General features: G+C 69.7%; 17 protein-coding genes and 1 pseudogene. 6 read left to right on the top strand and 12 right to left on the bottom strand.

All coding sequences use genetic code 11. From position 1 onward, the window contains the following. Window positions 1-495: 495 nt before the first annotated feature. Window positions 496-1230 (bottom strand): annotated as a pseudogene (locus tag ABZ833_RS09035) (PTS sugar transporter subunit IIA); the annotation flags it as partial. A 186-nt stretch (window positions 1231-1416) separates the two neighbouring features. Here ABZ833_RS09035 and ABZ833_RS09030 point away from each other — a divergent pair. After that, window positions 1417-2454 (top strand): hypothetical protein, encoded by a 1038-nt coding sequence (locus ABZ833_RS09030; protein WP_361043089.1) that lies wholly within the window; start codon window positions 1417-1419, stop codon window positions 2452-2454. A gap of 96 nt (window positions 2455-2550) precedes the next feature. Here the strand turns inward: ABZ833_RS09030 and ABZ833_RS09025 are convergent, their stop codons facing one another. Both ABZ833_RS09025 and ABZ833_RS09020 read right to left on the bottom strand, forming a co-directional pair. Further along, complete coding sequence (locus ABZ833_RS09025; RefSeq protein WP_361043185.1) at window positions 2551-3453, bottom strand: NADP-dependent oxidoreductase; 903 nt, start codon at window positions 3451-3453, stop codon at window positions 2551-2553. Window positions 3454-3625: 172 nt separating this feature from the next. After that, complete coding sequence (locus ABZ833_RS09020) at window positions 3626-4588, bottom strand: helix-turn-helix domain-containing protein (RefSeq protein WP_361043087.1); 963 nt, start codon at window positions 4586-4588, stop codon at window positions 3626-3628. A gap of 85 nt (window positions 4589-4673) precedes the next feature. On the opposite strand from ABZ833_RS09020, the gene ABZ833_RS09015 reads away from it, so the two are divergent. Next, a complete protein-coding gene (locus ABZ833_RS09015; protein ID WP_361043084.1) occupies window positions 4674-5552 on the top strand; it encodes an alpha/beta hydrolase in 879 nt (292 codons plus the stop codon). Here ABZ833_RS09015 and ABZ833_RS09010 read toward each other — a convergent pair. Then, complete coding sequence (locus ABZ833_RS09010; RefSeq protein ID WP_361043081.1) at window positions 5513-6310, bottom strand: inositol monophosphatase family protein; 798 nt, start codon at window positions 6308-6310, stop codon at window positions 5513-5515. The genes ABZ833_RS09015 and ABZ833_RS09010 overlap by 40 nt on opposite strands. Window positions 6311-6709: 399 nt before the next feature. Here ABZ833_RS09010 and ABZ833_RS09005 point away from each other — a divergent pair, with 399 nt between their 5' ends. The 3 genes from ABZ833_RS09005 (at window position 6710) to ABZ833_RS08995 (ending at window position 8694) form a co-directional block, all read left to right on the top strand. Further along, window positions 6710-7285: a hypothetical protein gene (locus ABZ833_RS09005; protein WP_361043078.1), complete on the top strand. Its 576-nt coding sequence runs from the start codon at window positions 6710-6712 to the stop codon at window positions 7283-7285. Window positions 7286-7366: 81 nt separating this feature from the next. Then, window positions 7367-7960 (top strand): hypothetical protein, encoded by a 594-nt coding sequence (locus ABZ833_RS09000; protein WP_361043182.1) that lies wholly within the window; start codon window positions 7367-7369, stop codon window positions 7958-7960. Between the two features lie 2 nt (window positions 7961-7962). Further along, a complete protein-coding gene (locus ABZ833_RS08995) occupies window positions 7963-8694 on the top strand; it encodes a hypothetical protein (protein WP_361043076.1) in 732 nt (243 codons plus the stop codon). Window positions 8695-8733: 39 nt separating this feature from the next. On the opposite strand, the gene manD is transcribed toward ABZ833_RS08995, so the two are convergent. The 4 genes from manD to ABZ833_RS08975 form a co-directional block, all read right to left on the bottom strand. Next, window positions 8734-9948 (bottom strand): D-mannonate dehydratase ManD, encoded by a 1215-nt coding sequence (gene manD, locus ABZ833_RS08990; RefSeq protein WP_361043073.1) that lies wholly within the window; start codon window positions 9946-9948, stop codon window positions 8734-8736. Between the two features lie 54 nt (window positions 9949-10002). Beyond that, window positions 10003-10782 carry a carbohydrate ABC transporter permease gene (locus ABZ833_RS08985; RefSeq protein ID WP_361043179.1) on the bottom strand — a complete coding sequence of 260 codons (780 nt, stop codon included), beginning with the start codon at window positions 10780-10782 and terminating at the stop codon, window positions 10003-10005. 101 nt (window positions 10783-10883) lie between these two features. Next, a complete protein-coding gene (locus ABZ833_RS08980; RefSeq protein WP_361043071.1) occupies window positions 10884-11852 on the bottom strand; it encodes a sugar ABC transporter permease in 969 nt (322 codons plus the stop codon). Next, window positions 11852-13036, bottom strand: coding sequence for an extracellular solute-binding protein (locus tag ABZ833_RS08975; protein ID WP_361043068.1), 1185 nt, complete (start codon window positions 13034-13036; stop codon window positions 11852-11854). The genes ABZ833_RS08980 and ABZ833_RS08975 overlap by 1 nt, the downstream gene beginning before the upstream one ends. On the opposite strand from ABZ833_RS08975, the gene ABZ833_RS08970 reads away from it, so the two are divergent. Then, a complete protein-coding gene (locus tag ABZ833_RS08970) occupies window positions 13035-13295 on the top strand; it encodes a hypothetical protein (RefSeq protein WP_361043066.1) in 261 nt (86 codons plus the stop codon). The genes ABZ833_RS08975 and ABZ833_RS08970 overlap by 2 nt on opposite strands. A 143-nt stretch (window positions 13296-13438) precedes the next feature. Here ABZ833_RS08970 and ABZ833_RS08965 read toward each other — a convergent pair whose 3' ends face one another. From ABZ833_RS08965 to ABZ833_RS08950, 4 genes are all read right to left on the bottom strand, one after another. After that, the gene (locus ABZ833_RS08965; protein WP_361043064.1) at window positions 13439-14263 is read right to left on the bottom strand and encodes a FadR/GntR family transcriptional regulator; all 825 of its coding nucleotides are present in this window, start codon (window positions 14261-14263) and stop codon (window positions 13439-13441) included. 99 nt (window positions 14264-14362) lie between these two features. After that, a complete protein-coding gene (locus tag ABZ833_RS08960) occupies window positions 14363-15235 on the bottom strand; it encodes a haloalkane dehalogenase (RefSeq protein ID WP_361043061.1) in 873 nt (290 codons plus the stop codon). Window positions 15236-15322: 87 nt separating this feature from the next. Further along, window positions 15323-15724 carry a TIGR03618 family F420-dependent PPOX class oxidoreductase gene (locus tag ABZ833_RS08955; protein ID WP_361043058.1) on the bottom strand — a complete coding sequence of 134 codons (402 nt, stop codon included), beginning with the start codon at window positions 15722-15724 and terminating at the stop codon, window positions 15323-15325. Continuing rightward, window positions 15721-16413: an NAD(P)H-binding protein gene (locus ABZ833_RS08950; protein ID WP_361043055.1), complete on the bottom strand. Its 693-nt coding sequence runs from the start codon at window positions 16411-16413 to the stop codon at window positions 15721-15723. Before ABZ833_RS08950 ends, ABZ833_RS08955 begins: the two co-directional genes overlap by 4 nt. Window positions 16414-16438: the final 25 nt, after the last annotated feature.

The raw sequence follows: 16438 nt of genomic DNA, 5'->3' as shown, positions 1-16438 counted from the left end.
GAGCCGCCCTGCGACTTCGATCCGTCGTCCGCCGACGAAGAAGACGAGGACGAGGAGCCCTTGGAGGACGAGTCCTTGCCGGAGTCGCCGCCGCCGCAGGCGGTGAGGGAGAGGGTGGCGGCGACGCCGATGGCGGCCAGGGCGGTGAGGCGGGTGTTCTTCACGGTGTTCCCCAGGAGTAGCTCGGTGCGTGCGGTCTGAAGTATTTGTATCGCGCACCGAGTTACAGGCAGTCCTCCGCCACGTCTCCGTTCTGTCACAGGCGCACCGCCCTGAGCAGGGATCACTTGGCGGGTTCTCAGTCGGTGGGAGGGGGCGGCGGTGTCGGCGCGCCGGACGGGACCGGGATCTTGGCATAGGTGCGCCCAGCTGCGGGAGATGATGTCTCGTCATCGTCGCCGCCACTGCGGGCCTGTTCCGGCAGGAACACGTCGCGGGCCGCGCCCGGGTCCCAGCCCGTGTCCACCACCTTCTTCTGCCAGGTGACTCTCGCGCACTCGTGAAGTCCTCGACGACGCGCACCGGGACGCCCAGGTCACCGAGCGTCCTGGATATCTCCCGCGAGGTGAGGATGGCAACGGCCTCGGAGGCCTTGCCCTTGGCGGAGATGGTGTCGGTGGCCTCCGTCGTCACGTGACGCGACCACTTCCACCGATCGAGCACGTTGTCGAGAGTGGACTTCAGGAACAGGCTGGTCCCCACGCCGTTGCCGCACACCGTGAGGATCTTCTGCGTCCCCGCGGCGCCACGGCCTCCGCTCGGGGCCGGTTGTTCCTGCCCCTCGGCCTTCATGAGGATCTGCCGCACCGACTCGGGGGAAGTCGCCCGGTCGAGGGCCTGGACCGTCTCGGGGTCGGCCAACAGCCGCGCGAGGGCGCCCATCGCCTCGGTGTGCGCCGTCGCGTCGGTGGCGGCGAGCGCGACCACCAGACCGACGGGGTCGTTGCTCTCGTGGTGGAAGGGCACCGGCCCGGCAAGGCGCACCCATGACATGCCGGTACGCCGTACAGCAGGTGACGGGCGGGCATGTGCGAACGCGAAACCCGGCGCGACGACGATGTACGGCCCGATCTCCTCTACCGTACGAAGCATCTCCTGGGTGTACGCATCGGTACTGACGCCGTTCGCGACCAACAGGTCACCGGCCGCCCGCATCGCCCCCTGCCAGTCGGGAGCCGAGACATCGAGCCGGATCGCCTCTACGGGAAGGAATTCGCTGAGCTGCACCATACCGACAAACCTAGATCACGACGGTAGGGCGACGTGGTCGCGAAGGTAACCGCGATACGGGACAAAAGGCCTGAGCCGTACGGACCGAAGGCGCCCCGTCGGATCTCACCAGCCACAGCACACTGGAACATTGAGGGTCTTGTACTTGCCCTTGCACTTGCACTTGTCATGAGGGGGAATTCGTCCGTGAAGGTCGGGCCGGCACGTTCCGCCGCGGTCCAGTGGGTCGCCCAGCACGCCGCATCCGATGCCGCCTACCGGGGCGCGTACTTCAGCGGCTCGACCGTCGGGCTGCCGGACGACGCCGAGCTGCCGCCCTCCTCCGACGTGGACATCGTCGTCGTCACCGCCGCCGACAACCCGCCGGCCAAGCTGGGGAAACTCCGCTACGAGGGCGCTCTCCTGGAGGTCAGTCACCTGCTCTGGGCCGAGCTCGCCCCCGCCGACGGGGTTCTCGCGTCGTACCACCTGGCCGGCAGTTTCCGTACCGACACGGTCATCGATGACCCCACCGGCCATCTGCGCAGACTCCACACACACGTCTCACCCCGCTTCGCCTCCAGGCCCTGGGTCCGGCGCCGATGCCAGGACGCCCGCCGTCGGATCGAGACCCGGCTCGCGGCGATCGACACCTCGGCACCGTTCCACGAGCAGGTCACCGGCTGGCTGTTCCCCACCGGCGTGACCTGCCACGTGCTGCTCGCCGCAGCTCTGCGCAACCCCACTGTCCGCCTGCGCTACCCGGCCGCGCGCTCGGTCCTCGCCGCGTACGGCCACCTCGGCCTCTACCCCGAACTCCTCCGGCTCCTCGGCTGTTCGCACCTGTCCGCGCGGCGCGTCCAGCACCATCTGCGGGAACTCGCCGCGACGTTCGACGCCACCGCCCAGGTGGCGAGGACCCCGTTCTTCTTCAGCAGCGACATCACCACCACCGCACGGCCGGTCGCCATCGACGGAAGCCAGAACCTCATCGATGCCGGTGACTGCCGCGAGGCAGTGTTCTGGATCATCGCGACCTTCGCCCGCTGCCACACCATCCTGGCGGTCGACGCTCCCGACCTGCACGAGTCCCGCGCTCCGGCTTTCCGGGCAGCAGTCGCCGACCTGGGCATCAGCTCCAGCCGCGATCTCCTCCACCGGGCAGAAGAAGTCACCCGTTTCCTGCCCCGGCTCTGGCAGATCTGCGAGGACATCCTGGCCGACAACCCCGAGATCAGCAGATAGGGACAGGGGCCCGGACAGGGGCCCGGACAGGGGCCGCCCGCCGATCTGACGAGCGTGCGGCCGGACGCAACCTGAGGCAAGGAGCAGCGAGCCGCATCAGCCGACCAGCAGCACAAGCTTCCCGCGCACGTGCCCGGCCTCGCCGACGCGGTGGGCCTCCGCGATCTCGGCGAGCGGGAAGCTCCGCGCGACCGGGAGCGAGAAGTGCCCGGACTCGATCAACTCCCCGATCTCGCCGAGCGCGTGGACCGCACGGCCGGAATCCCCGCGGCTGAACGTCACCCCATGCTCTTGCGCGCCGTCGAAGTCGGCGATCGTGACGACGTGCTCCGGGCTGCCCGCGAGCTGGATGAGCTCGGGCAGCACCCCGCTCCCGGCGACGTCGAGCGCCATGTCGACGCCTTCGGGCGCGAGCGCGTGGACCCGGCCGACGAGACCCTCGCCGTAGGCGACGGGCTCGGCCCCCAGCGAGCGCAGGTGATCGTGGTTTGCCGGACTGCCGGTGCCGATCACGCGCGCACCGCGCACCACGGCCAGCTGAACAGCGGCGCTGCCGACGATTCCTGAGGCGCCGTGGATGAGCAGAATGTTGCCGCTTCCCACGCCGAGCTGGTCAAGAGCACGTGTGGCCGTCTCGATGGCGGCAGGCAGCGCGGCAGCGCCGCGGAAGTCGAGCGACGGCGGGATCGGCGCATAGTAGGACAGCACCGCCAACTCGGCCTGGGCCGCCCCCTCGACGGAGAAGCCGAACACGCAATCACCGACAGCCACGTCCGCCACCCCCTCACCGAGCTCGTCGACGAGGCCCGACGCCTCATGGCCCATGGTCTGCGGGAGCTCACTGTCCATCAGACCCTCGCGCTTCTTCCAGTCGCTCGGGTTGATGCCGGCCGCGCGCACAGCGATCCGGACCTGGCCGGGGCCCGGACGCGGATCGGGGAGATCCACGATCTCCAGTACCTCCGGGCCCCCGAACCGGTTGAAACGGGCTGCCTTCATCATTCGCTCCGATCTCCACCCGCCCAACCACGCATCAAGCTCACCCATAAGAGATGTAGCAACAAAAAGGCGTATGACCGCAGCCCCCTCACAGAGGGCATCATCTCGCCGACGACTTCCCGCAGCCTCCCCCGCTACCCGGACACTGCCGCCGCCTCGTCCGCCACCACCATCACGTTTCACTGAACGTACGCCGGTAGGCACTGGGCGTGGTGCCGAGATGCGACCGGAAACGGCGGCGCAGGTTGACCGCCGAGGCCAGTCCGACCCGGGTGGCGATGGTCTCGACCGGCAGGTCGGTCTGCTCCAGCAGAACCCGTGCCGCGTCGAGGCGCCGGCCGAGCAGCCACTGTCCCGGACTGATGCCGAGCTGGTCGGTGAACCGTCGGGCGAGGGTCCGGCTGGAGAGCCCGGCGCGTTCGGCGAGGCGATCGAGGGTCAGGTGGGCGTCGAGCCGGGAGGTGGCCCACTCCAGCAGGGGCGCCAACGACTCGTCCGCCCTGGCGGGTGCGGGGGGCTGTGCCGCGTACTGGAGCTGGCTGCCCTCCCGGTGGGGCGGCAGGACCATGTTCCGGGCGATCTGGGCGGCGTATGCCGCGCCGTGGTCGGAACGCACCAGATGCAGGCACAGGTCGATGCCCGCACCGGTTCCGGCGCTGGTCGCCACGTCGCCGTGGTCCACGAAGAGCACGTCCGGGTCCACCTGCACCTCGGGGAAGGCGGCGGCGAGCTGTGCGGTGCTGCGCCAGTGGGTCGTGGCACGGCGGCCGTCGAGCAGCCCGGCCTGAGCGAGGACGAACGCCCCCGTACAGATGGCGACGATCCTCGCCCCTCGCCGGTGGGCGGCCCGCAGCGCCTCGGTGACGGTCGGCGGCACCGGAGCGCCGGGCGGCTGCCAGCCCGGGACGACCACGGTGTCCGCCTCCCGCAAGGCCTCCAGCCCCGCGTCGACGAGCATCGCGAAGCCGACGGTGGTCCGCAGAGGGCCGGGGCGCTCGGCGCAGATCCGGAAGCTGTAGCGGGCCGGCACGTCCTGCGGAGCGCCGCCGAAGACCTCGGCGGCACAGGCGAGCTCGAAGGGCGACTGGGGCGGGTTGAGCAGGGCCACCACCCGATGAAGCCGATGGAGGGTCATGGCAGGAATGTTAATGGCAGGAATGTACCCGTGAGTGTCTTTCTGGACTCTCGGCCGGGAACCGGGCCCCGGTCACAGTGGTCCCATGAGTGGATCCACCGGAACGAAAGTAACGAAAGTACTGAGGACCGAAGTCCAGGTCGACGCCGAGGCGGCCAGCTACCTGACCGTGGAGCAGGACGGCCCGGTCGTTCTGCTGCTGCACGGCACGTACTGGAGCCGGGTCTGGCTCCCCGTCCTTGACCGCCTCGCCGAGGCCGGGCTTCGGCCCGTCGCGGTCGATCTCCCCGGCCTGGGGCGCTCGGGAGGCGAGCTCACCCTGGAAACGGCCACGGTCCCAGCCCTGGCGGACTGGGTCGCGCGATTCGTGTCCGCGCTGAAGATCTCCGGGCCGATCGCCGTCGCGGGGCACGACATCGGCGGCGCCATCGCGCAGCGTCTCCTCGCCCGCGACGGGCTGGAGGTGTCCCGGTTGGCCTTGGTCAACTCGGTCACCTACGACTCCTGGCCCGCGCCCCACGTGGCCCGGTTCCGGGGTACGGGAATCACCGCGGGGACCAGCGCCGACGACGTTCTCGCCGCCCGACGACAGGCGGTGACTGCGGCGCTGGCCGGTGCTGCCACCGAGCAGCTGATCGCGGACTATCTGGATCCGTGGACCAACCCTCGGGTCCGCCGCTCCTGGATGGCCCTGGCGGGCGCGGCCGACAGCCGCTACACCCTTGATCTCGTTCCCGCACTGAAGCAGTCCCAGACGCCGAAACTGCTGATCTGGGGCGAGGACGACGCCTTCGAGAAGGTGGAGTACGCCGAGCGGTTCGCCTCGGAGATCCCGCAGACCACGCTCGTACGCATCCCGGACGCGGATCACATTCCCACGGAGAACGCGCCCGGACAGATCGCCCGCGCGCTCATCCGCTTCTGTCAGCCTCGACCGCGGATCAGCGACAACAGCAGCCCGTGAGTCTCGGCGTCCGCGGCCACCAGGAGCCCACGGCCCGCCTGCCCGACCGGTTCCCCGTCGACTCCGGTGACGACGCAGCCGGCGGCCCGGCACAGGGCGATACCGGCGGCGAAGTGCACGCTCTCGGACAGGTCACCGCCGTCGGTGACATAAGCGGCGCGCTTGCCGGCCGCCACCCATGCCAGGGCCAGCGTCGTGGACACGACCCGCGGCCGGAACCGTTCGCCGAACCCGGGGTGAGCGAGCAGGTCCACAGCCCGAAACCCAGGCGCGCTCGGAAAGGGCGGGTCCAGGTTCACGTCCACCAACCGGGTGGCAGCCGTCGGCGCCAGCCGCGTGTCGCTCCCGTCGCGCCGGACCCAGGCGGTCGCACCGTCGGTGTGGAAGACCTCGCCGCTGAACGGATCGGCCACCGCTGCCGGTCCGTCGCGCAGGGCCACGTTGACGGCGACCAGCATGTTGCCGACGGCGTAGTTGAGGGTGCCGCACAGAGGGTCCACGAACCACTGGCGCACCGCGTCAGCCGCACCCTGCTGCCCGCCCTCCTCGCCGTGCACCGCATCGCCGGGCCGCGCGGCACGGATGACGCCGAGGATCGCCTCTTCAGCCGCCACATCGGCATCGGTGGCGAAGTCCCCGGCGCCCTTGTCGATGCGCGTGAGCCGCTGCCCGTACCTGGCGTGCACGGCCTCCGCGCCGGCCCGCGCCGCAGCTATCGCCACATCAGCATCGTCAAGGCGCGCAATTGAGTTGACCACGGCATGCAGAGTATCGGGACGACGTACTCCCGCCGCTCCCCCACCCTCAGCATTCGACGCCTCCACCGACCAACGACACAGCCGTGTCCGGACGTTGAGGGAACTCGCGGTGGCATCACGGCGCAGTGGCGTACACGGCTCGGCGGTGTCCCAGCCGCCCTCGGACAGCAGAACCTGGACCCATGGGCCCGGCAGCGCCTCGGTGTACGCCCTGCCCTCCATCACTACGCCGCGCTCCGGCCTGGTCACGTCCCCAACCAGCTGCCGTCCCGCCAACCGGGCCAGGCTCACGCGCCGGTCCGGTATGGCTCCAAGCCGAGGGCGCGGCGCAACTGGATGCTGATGTCCGGACCAGACAGGAGGACCGTGGACGAGCACAGCACTCGAGGCGCCCGGAACGTGGCATCCACCGGTGCGCGGCTTGCCGCTCCCGATCAGCCGGGGGTCATCGGCATCGCACTCGCCGCCGTACTGACGGCCGTACTCGCGCAAGGTTCCTGGCAGTGGTTCGCCACGTACATCGGGGCCACCCTCCTTGCCGTGATCTTCTCCTACTACCGGCTGCCGACGTGTGCTCCCGGCCTCCGATCCGCGTACGCGCGCAATCTGGCGGCGTATTCACTGGTCGTCGGCCTGTGTCTGGCGATCGCGCTGGCTCCCATGCTGCAGCGCTGGGCGTGGCTGTTCCCGATGCCGGGAACCCGTGACAGGTGTGTCGCGGTGGGCGATTACGCGAGCATCCGGGCAGAGGCGGAGCTCGCGAACCTGGCCGGGCGTGACGGTGCCGCCCTGGCTCGAGCGCAAGAGGTCCAGAGCCATGAGGCCGTCGCCGACTGTCTGTCCGCCACGACGACCCTGTGGCTGCCTGTCTACGCGGTCGGAGCGGCCGTGGTGGTGGGCCTCGGCTCGTGGCTCATTGATCGGGCTCGGGGGTCGGGCTCGGGCTCGGGCTCGGCGGTGAACGTGCCGGGGTAGTGTGCTGCGCGGTCGGATGGCGCGGCTGCTTGGATCCGCGTCGACAGGCGCGCACGGGGCGGGAGTTCATGGGTGACGGGGATGGTTGTGTTCGGCTTTGTGCTGGCTGCGGTACTGGCCGGCATGGCGTGCATCACGAAGGACCGCGTACGCGCGGTGCGGCATGCCCTGAATCCGTCGGCGCCCGAACTCCCCGACGCCGCCTTCACCGTCGGCCGCGTCGTGCTCCTCGGCGTGGCAGGGATGGGAGTGTTCACCACCATCCAGTTGATGGGCACCTCGGACCGCGTCGAGTGGAGCGATGACGAACTGACCAGTGCGGCAGGCCAGGCCGTGACGGCCTTGGACGGCAGTTCCCGCTTCGGTGACATCTTCGGTGACGACAGCGGATTCGACGACGAGTACGCCACGATGATCGAGGACGAGGTCGTCGAGCACGGCGGCGGCGACGCCCCGCAGCACGGGGTGGATGCCGCCCCGGCAGCCGCCAATGAGGCGTCCGACGCCCTCTACACCGTCACTGCTTCCGGGGCGGGGGCGACCGTGTGCGTGCATGTTGAGCGCACCAGGTCGAAAGGCGACGACTACGAGCCCCCCGGCGTGGCAGGCGGCCCAGGGACGGTGACCGTGCCGAGCTACAAGTTCGCGGTGACCAGCCGCGCGGGAGACTGCTGAACATGAACGACGACGTGCGCAACATCCTTCTGGGCATAGCGGCTTCCGGGATCAGCGCCGGTTTCGGGTGGTTCACCCGCACCTACCTGTGGCGCCGCGCCCTCGTGCGCAAACAGCGGTTCTTCGGGCTCGCTCCGGACTCCGAGTGCCTTCTGGTCGTCAACGGAAAGGCTGGGGACGCTCGTTGGGCCGTCGCGCGGCACGATGTGTTCGCGCTCCTCGAACTGTCCATGCTCATCAAGGAGTGCAAGGCGAACGTCGAGATCGTCGCGCACGACACGGCGCGGCGGGGCTGGGGCGAGACGACCGAGTTCTGTGTGGGTGGCCCTGTGTCGAACAGCCGGATGGCGGCACACCTGCGGAACCTGTTGCCGGGCTTCACGATGAACACGGTTGCCTCGTCGGGGCCGGACTGCGGAGCCTTCGCCATCGGCGGTGATGTCTACCGGATGGAGCGGGGCAGGGCCGAACACGTGCTCCTGGCACGGGTGGTGGATCGCACCGAGGGGCAGGATGCCCGGCCGATCTTCCTCATCTGTGGCCAGCACTCCAACGCCAACCATGCCGCGGCACGCTATCTCTCGCGTCACCACGCGCGGCTGGCGAGCACCTACAAGGGTGCCTCCTTCTGCCAGCTTCTCCGGGTCGTCGACTCGCAGGCCTACGGGCCGGAGGTCGTCGAGCTGATAGGCGATGTCACCCAGGCCACCACCACTCCCCCCGTGCCCGCCTAGCCACGCCGATCCCCCGCGTGGCCGCCCCGCGGCCTCGGCTCACCAGTCGTGGACGGTTCCGTCCTGCAGTCGGTTGACCGGCAGATACGCCGCTTCGTAGGGGTGGGCCGCAGCCAGGTCCTCGTCCAGTTCCACGCCGATGCCCGGAGCCTCCCCCGGGTGCAGGTGGCCGTCCGTGAACGTGTAGGCGTGCCGGAACACCTCGTGGGTGAGCGGTGTGTGGCCCGAGTACTCCTGGATTCCGAAATTGTGCACCGCGAGGTCCAGGTGCAGGGCCGCCGCCATGCCCACCGGGGAGATGTCCTCGGGGCCGTGCACCGCGCTCTTGATCTGGTACTGCGCGGCGAAGTCGAAGAGCTTGCGCAGCGGGGTCACGCCTCCGAAGTGGGTCACCGCGGAGCGTACGTAGTCGATCAACTGCTCGGTGATCAGGGCCTGGTAGTCGTGGACGGTGTTGAAGACCTCCCCGATGGCCAGTGGGGTCGAGGTGTGGCTGCGCACCAGGCGCAGGGCCTCCTGGTTCTCGGCCGGGGTGCAGTCCTCCAGCCAGAACGGCCGGTACGGTTCCAGGTCCTTGCCGAGCCGGGCGGCCTGGATCGGGGTGAGGCGGTGGTGTGCGTCGTGGAGCAGCGGGAGCTGGGTGCCGACCTCCGCGCGGACCGCCTCGAAGACCGTGGGTGTGTGGCGCAGGTAGGCGTCGGTGTCCCAGTCCTCCACGAGGGGGCGGGCCTGCTGGTGCAGGACGGGTGATCCGTCGTCCTCGGTGCTGTGCACGCCGTACACGGCCTTCAGGCCGGGGATGCCCGACTGGATGCGCACCGCGGGGTAGCCCTCGGCCAGCCGGGCCCGTACCGAGTCGAGGAGTTCGGGGATGTCACGGCCGTTCGCGTGCCCGTAGGTACGGATACGGTCGCGGCTCGCGCCGCCGAGGAGTTGGTAGAGCGGGAGACCCGCGGCCTTGGCCTTGATGTCCCACAGGGCGACGTCGACGGCGGCGATCGCCGCCATGGTGACGGGGCCGCGCCGCCAGTAGGCGCCTCGGTACAGGTACTGCCAGGTGTCCTCGATGCGGTGCGGGTCACGGCCGGTGAGCAGCGGTACGACGTGGTCGGTGAGGTAGCTGACGACGGCGAGTTCCCGGCCGTTGAGGGTGGCGTCGCCCAGGCCGGTGAGGCCGTCGTCGGTCGTCAGCTTCAGGGTGACGAAGTTGCGGCCGGGGCTGGTGACGACGACCTTCGCGTCGACGATCTTCATGCGTGTGCTCTTTCCGGTGCGGTGCGATGGGGCGATGGGGGCGGTGGGGCTTGCTCAGCCCTTGGTGGCGCCCGAAGTCAGGCCTGCCACCAGGTACTTCTGTCCGACGACGGCGGCGATGACGACGGGGACGGTGATGAGGGTGGCGGCGGCCATGAGGCCGCCCCAGTCGGTGCTCGCGTACGAGATGAAGTTGAAGAGGGTCACCGGTACCGTCTGGGTGCGGTCGTCGGCGAAGACCAGCGCGAACATGAAGTTGTTCCAGCTGAAGACGAATGCCAGGAGCGAGGCGGTCGCGGTGCCGGGTGCGGCGAGCGGCAGCGAGATGCGCCAGAAGGCGCCGAACGCGCTCAAGCCGTCGGTGCGTGCGGCCTCTTCGAGTTCGACCGGCAGCCCGGCGAAGAAGCTGATCATGATCCACATGATCAGCGGCACGGAGACGAACATGTGGCTGAGCACGAGGACGGTGTAGGAGCCGACGAGCCCCATCTGCGCGAACAGGTAGTACCAGGGCACGAGCAGTGAGATCGCGGGAACGATGCGTGCGACCAGGATGAGCGAGCCGGTGCGGTGCATGGCGAACCGGCCGACGGCCCACGCCGCGGGCACGGCGATGACGGCGGAGAGCACCGTGGAAACCACCCCCACCAGCAGGGAGTTGCCCATGGAGCGGACGATCTGTCCGGCCTCCACGATGCTGCGGAAGTTGTCGAGGGTGGGCTTGAACCACAGGCCAACGCCGGGGTCGGTCACCTGCACGTTGGTCTTGAACGCGGCGGCGAACATCCACACGAGCGGCAGCGCGAAGACCAGCGTGACGAGCGTGATGGCCATCCCGCGCAGCCACGTCCACTTCCGGCGCCCGCGGGGCTGCGTCGTGCGGCCTCGGGGCTGCGGTGCGACCGGTGGCCGGGTCGCGGGGGTGGCGGTGGCACTCATGCGTTCTTCCCTCCTCCGCGGCGGCGCAGCACGACCACGACACCGATGATGAACAGCGTGAACAGGACCAGGACGGCAGCGGCCAGGCCGTACTCCTGGTAGTCGAAGGTGAGGCCGTAGGCGTAGACGTTGAGCGTCTCCACCTCGAAGTCGGAGCCGCCGCCCGCGCCCTTGGTCGCGTAGAGGATGTCGAAGGTCTTGAGCGCGTCGACGGCGCGCAGGACCAGGGCCGTGGCGAGCGTGGGGCCCAGCATCGGCAGGACGACGTAGCGGAAGCGCTGCCAGGCGTTGGCGCCGTCGACGAGTGCCGCTTCCTCGGGCTCCTCGGGGAGCGTGCTCAGGCCTGCCAGCAGGAGCAGCGTCATCATCGGCGTCCACTGCCATACGTCGATGAGCATCAGCATCGGCAGTGACTGGCTCACCGAGCCGAGGAACTCCTGGCGGGGCAGTCCTAGGCCTTCGAGGAGGTGGTTGGCGATGCCGTTGGTCGGGTCGAGGATCAGCAGCCACAGGATGCCGATCGCGACAGGGGTGGCGAGCAGCGGAATGATCAGGACGGTGCGGACCATGCGCATGCCGCGGAACGGCTTGCGCATGAGCATCGCGAGCGCGAGTCCCAGAACCGTCTCCAGGATCACGGCACCGACCGTGAAGACCAGGGTGCGGCGTGCGGCGGGCCAGAACCGGCGTGTGTCGCCCAGTGCGTCGGTGAAGTTCCGCAGGCCGATGTGGCGCTTGTCGGCGTTCACCGCGCCGAACGCGTCGGTCAGGCTGAGGTCGAGCGTGAAGGCCAGCGGGAAGACGATCATCAGGCCGACGAAGAGCAGCGCCGGGGCGAGCATCGCCCACTTCAGCCGCCGGTTGGCCTGTTCGAAGGTGCGGGGAGTGCGGGTGCGGCGTGTGCCCTGCCGCGGCTCTGACGATCGGGTGTCTGCCTGGGGCGCGGAGACCTCGGTGGCGGCCATCAGGACTCCTTGTGGCGGTTGTCGCGGACGAGGAACTCGGCGAACTCCGCGTCGGCGTCGCGTACGACGGGCCGTACGGACTCGCCGAGGATGGCTGCGACCAGCGGCCGGCCGACGATGTCCCTGGCCCGGCCGACCTGGAGGACCCGCGGCCGGTCGTAGCCCAGACCGCGTTCGGCGTTGACCCGCATCGCCTCGGCGAGGTCCGGCGGGAAGGCGGCGAGAGTCCGCTGGTTCGCCCACACGGAGCTGCGGGCGCCGGGGATGCCGTCCGACTGGAGGGCGGCGGACATCTTCGGCCCTGCGGCCCACCTGATGAACTCCCAGGCGTCGTCGCGCAGGAGGGAGAACTTGTTGATGCCAAGGCTCCAGGACGGGATGTTGTGCGGCTTGGCGCCGGCCGGGCCCGCGGGGAAGGGCGCGAACCCGACGGACTCCCGTACGGCCGGGGTCGCGATCTTCGGGTCGAGGAAGTTGCTGTAGATGGCGTCGGCGTCTATGTAGAACGCGGCTTTGCCCTGCGCGAAGATCGGCATGGCCTGTTCGAGGCTCATGTTGGTCGCGCCCGGCGGTCCCGCTGTGCCGAGGAGCTTGCCGTAGTACTCGTAGGCGGCCAGCGCCTGGCGGCTCCCGATGGCGGACTTGCCGTCGGCGAGGAAGTCGCCTCCGTGCGAGTACAGGAAACTCGACCACTGGGACACGGCGCCGCTGCGCTGCCCGCGGCCGACGTATCCGTAGAACCCCTTCTTCTTCTCGGTGAGTTCGAGTGCGGCCGACATCAGCGCGTCCAGGGTGCGCGGCGGGCCGCCGAGCCCCTCGACGAGATCCTTGCGGTAGTACAGCGTGGGGCGTTCGGTCACCACGGGGACGCTCAGGATCTTGCCCGCCGCCAGGGACGCATCGCGCGGCGCCTTCTGGAAGTCCGCCCAGGCGAACTCCTTGTCGCCCTCGACCCGGTCGGTGAGGTCGGTCAGCCAGTCGTTGTGCGCGAAGACCAGTTGCTCCTGGAGCGCGCGCACCATCATGACGTCCACGTCGGTGCCCGATGCGTTGAGCTTGACGTTGTAGCTGCTCGACAGCTGATCCGAGGTGAGCAGGGTCATCGAGACCCGGCGCCCGATCTGCTCCTCGAACTCCTTGGTCCGGCGCTTGATCGCCTGCGACCACACATGGTTGATCGCCATGATCCGCAACGGGCTGCGGGCCGAGGGCCTGGTGCCCTGTGGTGAACAGGCGCCCGATGCGCCCATGCCGACGGCGCCCGCCGCGCCTGCGGCCAACCTGCCGAAAGAGCGCCGACTCAAGGGCTGGCTGCTCGTGGACATCGTTGTCCTCGTCTCTGTCCTGGGAATGTTCCCGAACCCGTGGTTCCAGCAGTGGTTCCCACCGCGGTCCAAGAGTGGTCCAAGGCTGGTCCAACTGGTAGGACCAGTTGGAATCTGACGGGACCGTAGCAGGATGCGGAGGCCCGCCAACAGCCCCTGAGAGAAAGATCCACACAACGAAGCGGTCACGCCCACCACCTCGCGCCATGCCGCACAGAGCCCTCAACTGCAGGTCAGGGCTTGGCCGATGGCACCTGGCGGCTACTCCCCCGCCCTGCCGCCCGTCCGTCGGACCTCCGCCTGCCCAAGGAGCGTCTCGATGTGGTTGCGCGCCATGATGTCCACCTGCACGTCGAGATCAGCGCCGTAAGTGCGCAGTCCGAGCATGAGGTGCTCTCGCATGCGCGCAGCCGCGAGCTCCTCGTCACGCGCCTCGATCGCCTCGAAGATCTCCGGGTGATGCGGCACTCCGGGCTCGCCGATCGAGGGGTCCGAGTTCGAGCGGAGCATCATCTCGAACATCATCCCGCTGATCGACGACAGCATGATCCGCAGTACGGGATTCTTGCTCGCCACCGCGATCGCGTCATGGAACTCCATGTCCGCCTGCGCCTTGACGACGACGTCCGTGGCCGACTCCAGGGCATCGCACGCGCCCCGCATCACCGCGATGTCCTCGTCCGTGGCCAGCCGGGTCGCCAGCCGCACCATCTCGACCTCCAGCGGAAGCCGCGCCTCGATGAGCTGACGGACCGTGGGCCGGCCCGCACGGTACAGCGCGTCATACCCTCGGGCCTGGCCCGAGGTCTGCTCACGTACGAAGGAACCGCGCCCCGGAGCGACTTCGATGAGGTGCTGCGCTTCCAGCCGCCGCAGGACCTCCCGCACGACATTGCGGCTTGAGCCGAACTGGGTGGCCAGTTCACGCTCGGAGGGCAGCTTGGCCCCGACCTCGATCTCACCGGAGCGGATCTCGTGTTCCAGCTGGCGCGCGATCCGCTCGGTCAGCAGGCCGCGCTCAGCCGTTTCGGGGAGGCGGCCCGGCTGCGTGGAACCCGGTGACGAGGAGGATGCGGACGGCTGCATGGTCGCAGCGTACAGCGGGGCCTTGCTCTCATCCCAGGTAGTGGTGATCTTGCCGAAGGGGGTGATCAGGCGGTTGAGCTGGGAGGTGCCAGCATGTCCCTAGGTGCGCTCCAGCCCGTGGCGGGCGGCCCAGCCGTTGATCGCCGCGGCCAGCTCTTCGGGGCGGTCCTCCGGGGAGTGGTGGCCTGCGAGGCCGTGGCGGGAGACCTCCAGGCCCGCGATGTGTTCCTCGCACCAGGCGACGGCTCCCTGGTCGGTCATCGCGCCCGGTCCCGGTTCGAATGCGGCCAGCAGCTTGGGGACTTCGGGGCTGGCGGCCAGCCAGGCGTCGTAGCGTTCGATGCGGGCCACGACGTCGGCGGGTTCGGCGTCCAGCGGCATCATGCGGGTCCATGCCAGTACCGGGCGGCGGCTGTGCGGGGTCGGGAAGGGGCGGCGGTAGACCTCCAGGTCCGCGGGGTCGAGCGGGGTGGCGAGCGTGTCCGGCAGGCCCTCGATGAACAGCGAATTCTCCAGGATCATCTCCTCTCCCACGCCGGGGGTGCGAAGAAGCGTGAACAACTCCCTTCCGGCCGCCGGGAATTCGTCGCCGACCAGCGGCTTGATGATCGTCTCGGTGAACGCGATCCCACGGACGCGACCCGGGAGGCGGGCGGCGCGGTCGAAGGCGAGCGCGCCGCCCCAGTCGTGACCGACGAGGACGGCCTCGGCAAGGCCGAGGGCGTCGAACCAGGCGTCGAGATGGCGTGCGTGGTCGTCGAAGGTGTAGGCGAGGTCGGGCTTGCCGGATTCGCCCATGCCGATGAGATCGGGAGCCAGGAGGCGGCGGCCGGGCGCGGCCACACCTGGCAGGACGTTCCGCCAGAGGTGGGACGAGGTGGGGTTGCCGTGGAGGAAGACGAACGGCAGTCCGTCGGGGTCGCCGGACTCCCGGTAGTGGAGGGTGGATCCGAGGACGGGGAGGGTGGGCATCGCGGGGTCACTTCGCTTTCAGGGCAGGGAGTCGGAGGCCGTGAGCCAGAAACAGGGAGTCAGACACAGGGAGTCAGACGCAGGGAGTCACAGGTTCAGGCTCAGGGCGCGTTCGACGGTGATCTCGATGACGGCCAGGTCCGGCGGGGCGGGCGGGGCCGCGCGGTAGCGGACGGTGTAGCGGCGGACCGCTTCGGCCAGGCACACGGGATCGTCGGTCACGGAGGCCCGGCCTTCGAGGGTGATCCACCGGAAACCGTCCGCCTGGCAGAGGGCGACCCGGGACATCGGGCCACCCTCCGTCACGTTGCGGGCCTTGCGGGCCCCCGCCCGCGTGGTCACCCGCGCCAGGCCGGCGGCAGCGTCGAAGGTGAAGCGAACGGGGGTGACGTGCGGCGTGCCGTCGGGGCGCAGGGTGGTGAGGGTGGCCGTGTGGGGGCGAGCGAGGAACGCCCGCGCGGTGGCCGGGAGTTCGGCTGCCTGGCTCACTTCTTCTTCACGCCTTCGTTCCAGATCAGCTTGGCGATGTTCGGCTTCACGGCCGTGGTGATCACGCCCATGGCCCGGTGGACGTACTCCCGCTCCCCCAGCTCGCGCAGCATGCTCGCCGCCAGGTCGGCGCGTGCGGTGAAGACGCCGTCGGCGCTGGTCTCGGCCGTGTGGTAATCCGTGACGACGGAGTGCTCGAAGAGGCCCGACGGACGGACGAGGGTCCAGTCGAGGTCCGCCTCCCGGATCACGGCCTCCATACGGCGCATGTCCTCGTGGAGGGTGCGGCCGAGCCGTCGGTTCACCAGCGGGTCCAGGACGTGGTTGAAGAAGTGCGCGCCGGTGGGGCGCCAGTTCGGGTCGGCGATGCTGGAGCTGACGGCGAGCAGGCGCTTGATGCCGTGGCCCGCCATGGCCTCGGTGATGGCCGTGGCGCTCGCCGAGTACGTGGTGACGGCCTCCTTGCTGAATCGTGCGCCCAGGGCGGAGAGGACGGCGTCCGTCCCGCCGATCGCGGCATCGACGGCTGCCGGGTCGGTGGCGTCGGCGACGGCGACAGTGAGGGCGGGTCGCGGGGTGAGTGAGCCGGGGCGACGGGTCACGGCGACGACCTCGTGGCCGGCGGCGATGGCTTGGTCGGTGAGGTGGCGGCCGGTCGGTCCGTTGGCGCCGAAGACTGCGATGCGCATGGTGTCGGGACATCCCTTCGTGTGG

Source organism: Streptomyces sp. NPDC047525, from assembly GCF_040643025.1.
Classification (GTDB): domain Bacteria; phylum Actinomycetota; class Actinomycetes; order Streptomycetales; family Streptomycetaceae; genus Streptomyces; species Streptomyces durmitorensis.
This window is presented reverse-complemented; position numbering and strand designations above follow the sequence as displayed.

Coding starts and splice junctions, on each gene's coding strand:
- ABZ833_RS09015 (WP_361043084.1), top strand. CDS start 4,674: ATGAGTGGATCCACCGGAACGAAAGTAACGAAAGTACTGAGGACCGAA.
- ABZ833_RS09000 (WP_361043182.1), top strand. CDS start 7,367: ATGGTTGTGTTCGGCTTTGTGCTGGCTGCGGTACTGGCCGGCATGGCG.
- manD (WP_361043073.1), bottom strand. CDS start 9,948: ATGAAGATCGTCGACGCGAAGGTCGTCGTCACCAGCCCCGGCCGCAAC.
- ABZ833_RS09020 (WP_361043087.1), bottom strand. CDS start 4,588: ATGACCCTCCATCGGCTTCATCGGGTGGTGGCCCTGCTCAACCCGCCC.
- ABZ833_RS08960 (WP_361043061.1), bottom strand. CDS start 15,235: ATGCCCACCCTCCCCGTCCTCGGATCCACCCTCCACTACCGGGAGTCC.
- ABZ833_RS08950 (WP_361043055.1), bottom strand. CDS start 16,413: ATGCGCATCGCAGTCTTCGGCGCCAACGGACCGACCGGCCGCCACCTC.
- ABZ833_RS09025 (WP_361043185.1), bottom strand. CDS start 3,453: ATGAAGGCAGCCCGTTTCAACCGGTTCGGGGGCCCGGAGGTACTGGAG.
- ABZ833_RS08980 (WP_361043071.1), bottom strand. CDS start 11,852: ATGGCCGCCACCGAGGTCTCCGCGCCCCAGGCAGACACCCGATCGTCA.
- ABZ833_RS08965 (WP_361043064.1), bottom strand. CDS start 14,263: ATGCAGCCGTCCGCATCCTCCTCGTCACCGGGTTCCACGCAGCCGGGC.
- ABZ833_RS08985 (WP_361043179.1), bottom strand. CDS start 10,782: ATGGCCATCACGCTCGTCACGCTGGTCTTCGCGCTGCCGCTCGTGTGG.
- ABZ833_RS08970 (WP_361043066.1), top strand. CDS start 13,035: ATGATCCGCAACGGGCTGCGGGCCGAGGGCCTGGTGCCCTGTGGTGAA.
- ABZ833_RS08975 (WP_361043068.1), bottom strand. CDS start 13,036: ATGGCGATCAACCATGTGTGGTCGCAGGCGATCAAGCGCCGGACCAAG.
- ABZ833_RS08995 (WP_361043076.1), top strand. CDS start 7,963: ATGAACGACGACGTGCGCAACATCCTTCTGGGCATAGCGGCTTCCGGG.